Annotated in this window: 5 protein-coding genes; 4 read left to right on the top strand and 1 reads right to left on the bottom strand. The window is 71.2% G+C overall.

Features of this window, described 5'->3' with window-relative positions:
• Positions 1-71 precede the first annotated feature (71 nt).
• Positions 72-572, top strand: a complete 501-nt coding sequence (locus tag VJR25_RS07310) for a hypothetical protein (RefSeq protein WP_324114073.1) — start codon at positions 72-74, stop codon at positions 570-572.
• A gap of 67 nt (positions 573-639) precedes the next feature.
• Here the strand turns inward: VJR25_RS07310 and VJR25_RS07315 are convergent, their stop codons facing one another.
• Entirely contained in the window at positions 640-2,028 is a 1,389-nt protein-coding gene (locus VJR25_RS07315; RefSeq protein ID WP_324114075.1) for an HNH endonuclease, read from the bottom strand.
• Positions 2,029-2,184: 156 nt separating this feature from the next.
• On the opposite strand from VJR25_RS07315, the gene VJR25_RS07320 reads away from it, so the two are divergent.
• The 3 genes from VJR25_RS07320 to VJR25_RS07330 all read left to right on the top strand — a co-directional run.
• Positions 2,185-2,898 carry an alpha/beta fold hydrolase gene (locus VJR25_RS07320; RefSeq protein ID WP_324114077.1) on the top strand — a complete coding sequence of 238 codons (714 nt, stop codon included), beginning with the start codon at positions 2,185-2,187 and terminating at the stop codon, positions 2,896-2,898.
• 86 nt (positions 2,899-2,984) lie between these two features.
• Positions 2,985-4,094, top strand: a complete 1,110-nt coding sequence (locus VJR25_RS07325) for a winged helix DNA-binding domain-containing protein (protein WP_324114079.1) — start codon at positions 2,985-2,987, stop codon at positions 4,092-4,094.
• Positions 4,095-4,554: 460 nt separating this feature from the next.
• Positions 4,555-5,301: hypothetical protein (locus VJR25_RS07330; protein WP_324114081.1), on the top strand; the 747-nt coding region annotated here is incomplete at its 3' end.

Raw genomic sequence — 5,301 nt, forward strand, 5'->3', positions numbered from 1 at the left:
GTCTGAGTCGCGGGTGTAGACCTGGACGCAGACCGTGCATCGGGGCGCGGACACGGCCCGGAAGGGAACCCATGAAACGACTCGTCCTCCGCTGCGGCTTCGCGGCGGCCGTCATGGCCGGTGGGATGCTGCTGGCTGCCGCGCCGGCGAATGCCGCTGCCACCGGGCACACGAACTCGCACGACGAGTATTCGATGGCGAACGTCATCCTGCCGTGCGGCGACCACACCCTGGCCGTCACCGGCGGCACCGAGAAGCTCAGCATGCAGAGCCACACGGACGCGCTCGGCGGTTGGCACTACACGCAGACCATCGTCTACCGGAACGTCACCCTCACCGACGAGCTCGGGACCGACTATGTGCTTAGCGGCACGTCGAGCAGCCAGGCGGTCGTGCGCAACGCGATGACGTCGTGGGATCACGGGGGTTCCGTGTTGACGGTGCGATACGCGGACGGCGGGGGAGTCGCCGGCAAGGTGCGCATCTGGAGCTCCGACCTCATCGACGCAGCGGGCGACGTCACCTCGACGTACATCAGCCGGGGATCGTGCTCCGGGTTCGACTGGCCGTAGACCGGCGGTCAGGGGGCCGGCGGTCGGGTGACCGGCGGATGCCGCGGCTCGAGCCCGAGCCGGCTGCTCAGAACGGAGCCGGCTCGGGGTCGGGCGGCGGGATGAACGCGGGGACGCGCCGCTCCGGCTCGACGAGATAGGCGCGACGGGCCGGACTCGTCCACCGGATCGTGCCGTCATCGAGGCGTTCGAGCTTCCACCGGGAGTTGTGTCTCACCACGTGATGGCCTTTGCAGAGCGGGTCGAGATTGGTGACCGAGGTCTCGCCGCCCTCAGCCCATTCGACGCGATGATCCAGCTCGCAGCGGTCTGCGGGCATGCCGCAGCCGGGCGCGATGCATCGTCCTGCCCGCCACCTCACCAGCCTGCGGATCGCGGCGGGCGGCCGGTATCTGTCGCGCCCGACCGAGACCACCATCCCCGTCTCCGGATGGGTGAGGATGCGCATCCAATCGCCGGAGTCCCCGCACAACTCCCGTGCCCGGGTGATGGGGATGGGGCCGACGCCTTCGACCACCGCCGGTTCGGCGCCGGCCGCGTGCGAATCGTCGAGGAGTGACAGCGCCGGGACGGTGACAATGACCTCGGCGCGGATGCCGCGAGCCGCCTCGGGATGCGATGGCGTGGTTCCGTCGATGAGGAGGTCGCCGAGCACGTCGGCGCGGACCTGATCGAGCGTGCGTCCGTCATCCGGCGCACGATCCTGGACCGCATCCGGCTGGGCGGCATCCTTCTGGGCGGCATCCTTCTGCGCGGCGTCCGGCTGAACGGCGTCCGTCGCGCTGCCCGGCTCTGCGTGCGCTGGCTTGCTGCGGAGGACCGCCTTGCTGATGGCCGTGATGCGTCCGTGGATCGCATGCGCCTCGACGGCGGGGAGATACGCGTGCAGCCACGCCATGCCGTCGAGGTCGTCCTCGACGCACACCCGCCGCCGTTTCAGGGCGGCCTCGTGCCGCTCGATGATCGTCGGCGCCTGCGCCTGCTCGACGAGCTGCGCGAGCTTGCGCTTGAACACGCCCACCGGCTCCGTCTCAGCGAGCGCGATCGCGCGCTGCACGACGCGAGTTCGCACCTCGGGGAGCACGCTGTCGAGCACCGTCACCAGGTACGCGGCATGCTGCGTGGTCATGCCCGCGTACGACAGGGACTCCAATGCGGCGGGATAGCGGTGCACGAGCGACTGCGCCCTCACCATGAGTGCTCCGGCGGTGTACTCGGAGACCCGCATCGCGAGGGCGAGCTCCAGCCGCAGCGAGCGCTCCGCGACATCCGGTGACGTCAGGCCGTGGCCGGCCGCCTCGGTGACGGCCTCGAGACGCAGGGCTTCGATGTGCCGCAGGCGCTGCGCCTCGTAGATGCTGAGCATCTTCTCGGTGTCCCGCAGCAGGTCGATGCCGTCCGGCGCCCACTCCACTGGCTCCCACTCCTCTGGGTAGCTGTGCGGATCCGGCTCCATGCGTCGATAATAGAACAAAGCTTTGAGATACACAAGAGGAGCGGCGAACGAATTCCTTCCAAGAATAGAATAAAACGGCGACCGTCCCCTTCCGTCTTCGATGGCCCGGGAAGATGGCACCTGGACGGGTTCTTCGCCCGCCTGAAGGGATGACCCATGACCGCCCCGCTGCATGTGCACCGTGTTCCCGCGACGGATGCGGAATCCGGTCCGCCCGTGCTGTTCGTGCACGGGCTCGCGTCGCGCGGCCGGGTGGACTGGCCGGATGCCGAATGGGCCGGCATCCTGCCCGGCCGCGAGGTGTATCGCGTCGACCTGCCCGCACACGGCACGTCGTTCCGGCCGGACGCCCCGTTCCCGACGAGCGCGATCGTCGATCTGCTGCAGGATGTCGTGACCGCGGCCGGAGGAGTCGTCGACGTCGTCGCGTATTCGCTCGGGTCGCGGCTGTCGTGGGACCTCATCGCGCGGGGCGGGGTGCGCCGCGCGGTCCTCGGAGGCCTCAGCCCGTTCGAGCCGTTCGGGCTCGTCGACCTCGTGTCGGCGCGCGGCGCGCTCGCGACCGGGGACGCCCCGGCCGATCCGTACACCGGCATGATCCTCGGCATGGTGCGGCTGCCCGGGCTCGAGCCGGTCGCCGTGCTGAACCTCATCGAGGGGCTGGCATCCGAACCGTTCGATCCCACCGTGAGGGTGCCGGACGTGCCGGTGCTCTTCATCCGCGGCCGGGACGACGAGCTGACCACGGGTCTCGGGGACCTCGCGGCCACGGTGCCCGACGCCCGGTTCGTCGAGGTTCCCGGCGATCACCTGCGGGCACTGCACACCCCGGAGTTCCGTGCCGCGGTGCGGGAGTTCCTGGACGCGTGAGGGCGAGGCGTTTCGTCTCGCTTCGCTCCCTCAACGAGCGGGGGTGGGCGAGGGTGGATGTCGGGGGCCTGTGCAAGACTCCGGGAATGGATGCCGTCGCCGAGTCCCGACCCGTGAGTGCACCGGGGGTGCAGGCCCGGCTCGCTGAGCTGCGGCTGCGATCGCACCGGCTCACGGCGCCCGCGCGGACCCTGGCGGAAGCCGCGGACCACATGCTCGCCGTGCAGAGCCAGGAGTTCTGGGGTGGCCGGTGGGCGCTGGCATCCCGCACGGCGGGGAGCCCGACGATCCGCGACGTCGACGCGCTGTTCGACGACGGGACGATCGTGCGGTCGTGGACGATGCGGGGCACGCTGCACATCATCCCGGCCCGGGATCTGCGCTGGGTGGTCGGCATCACGGGCGACCGCCAGTACCGGCAGGCCGCGCCCCAGTACCGCCGGCTCGGGCTCGACGGGGCGACGCTCGCCCGATGCGAGGCCGCGGTGCGGGCGGCGCTCGCCGGCGGCGGACGTCTCACCCGGGCGGAGCTGTTCGACGTGCTGCGCGGGATCGGCGTCGACCCCGCCGACCAGCGCGGCGGCAACGTGCTGTACGGGCTGGCGGTGCACGGGGTCGTCTGCCAGGGGCCCGTCGTGCCGCGCGGGAGCGGGGTCACGCGGGAGCAGTACGTGGTGCTCGTCGACGATTGGGTGACGCAGAGCGCTCCGACGCCGTCCGATCCGGTGGCGGCCCTGTTCCGGCGGTTCGTCGCCGCGCACGGACCCGCGACCGCGGAGGATTTCGCGTGGTGGGCGGGGCTTGCGCTCACCCCGGCGCGCGCGGCCGCGGAATCCGCCGCCGCGCACCTGGTCGAGGTCGACCAGGGCGTCTTCGTCGCACCCGAGGTCGCGCAGGCGGATCCGGATGCCCCGGCCGTCTTCGCGCTGCCGTCGTTCGAGGAGTACTACATCTCCTACGCCGACCGCGACGCGCTGTGCGCGCCCGAGTTCCGGGCGCCGATCGGGCCCGGCAAGAACGGCATGGTGCGGCCGATCCTGGTGGCGCACGGCCAGGTGGTGGGGTCCTGGGTGGCGTCGACGGCCGTCGGTCGTCACGGCGATGAGCCGGTGCCCGAGCTGCTCGCCCCCGGTGCGGCGACGGCCTCCGAGATCGGCGCTGCGCTCGAGCGCTACCGCGCCTTCGTCACCGGCTGACGCGGTGCGCGCATCGCCGGCGGAAGCGATTGTGCGCTGCCGAGCGCATCCGATTTCCGGTCCGGGGATGCATGCCGCTCGGACCATGGACGCGGCGGCGTCCGAAGGTGAGTGGGCTCTGCAACCGATGACGCCGGAGGATTCCGCGACTTCGACCCGATCCGATGCGACCGCTCCCATTCCGTCAGCGGCATATGCTCCCGAGTCGCGGATTCACGCGGGACAATCGCCCGATGAACGCCGGAAAAATCTTGGCCGGCGGGTATTGACGACGGCCGACGAGCAGGAGTAGACCCGCATCTGTCGCGATTTCGGCGCGACATGTCACCAGCATTTCGGGGGCTTGGGGGCTCTGGTGCACGCGTACACGGCTGCAGGCAAGCCGCGTCCAACGGGTCGGACGCGGTCGGTGCTGACGCATCGCCTGCACACTCGTGTCACGGCGATCCTCGTCGCCTGCGTGACCGCGCTCGCACTGTCGCTGCCGACCGTGGCGGTCGCCGCACCTCTGCGGCCGGCCGCTCGTCCCGCCGCGACGGCGACCGGCGCGACCCCGGCGGACATCGCCCAGTTCCACACGTATGTCGCGGCCGAGCTCGCGTGGCAGAAGGCGGTCGCCGACCGCACGAAGTACCTCGCCGCCTACCGCGAGTACCTCCGCCAGAAGGCGATCTACGACGCCAAGGTGCGCGAGGCGAAGCTCCAGGCGCAGCGCAACGCCGCCCTGGTCGCCCGACAGCAGGCCGCCGCCCGCGCCGCCGCCTCGGTCACGCACACCACCGTCATCCGGACGACGACGCCGGCCAAGACGACGACAAAGACCCCGAGCACGACACCGACCACGAGCTCGCAGATGCACTGCGTGCGCTCCGCCGACGGCAACTCGGTCACCTGCACGTCGGGCACGACCTCGAAGGCCGGCACCGGTTCCACGGGTTCGACCGGGTCGACGGGTTCGACCGGCGCGACGGGTTCCACCGGCTCGACGGGTTCCACCGGTTCGACCGGGTCGACGGGTTCGACCGGATCGACGGGCGCCACCGGCTCGACGGGTTCCACGGGCTCAACCGGTGACACCGGATCCACGGGTTCGACGGGGTCCACCGGCGGCACGGGTTCCACCGGATCCACCGGTGGCTCGACGGACTCGACCGGCGGTGACGCGGGCACGACACCGCAGCCGCTGATGGCGGCCGCCCTGCCGGCC

The sequence above is a fragment of the Microbacterium sp. genome (assembly GCF_035277845.1).
In the GTDB taxonomy this organism is placed as follows: Bacteria; Actinomycetota; Actinomycetes; order Actinomycetales; family Microbacteriaceae; genus Microbacterium.

Coding starts and splice junctions, on each gene's coding strand:
- VJR25_RS07310 (WP_324114073.1), top strand. CDS start 72: ATGAAACGACTCGTCCTCCGCTGCGGCTTCGCGGCGGCCGTCATGGCC.
- VJR25_RS07315 (WP_324114075.1), bottom strand. CDS start 2,028: ATGGAGCCGGATCCGCACAGCTACCCAGAGGAGTGGGAGCCAGTGGAG.
- VJR25_RS07320 (WP_324114077.1), top strand. CDS start 2,185: ATGACCGCCCCGCTGCATGTGCACCGTGTTCCCGCGACGGATGCGGAA.
- VJR25_RS07325 (WP_324114079.1), top strand. CDS start 2,985: ATGGATGCCGTCGCCGAGTCCCGACCCGTGAGTGCACCGGGGGTGCAG.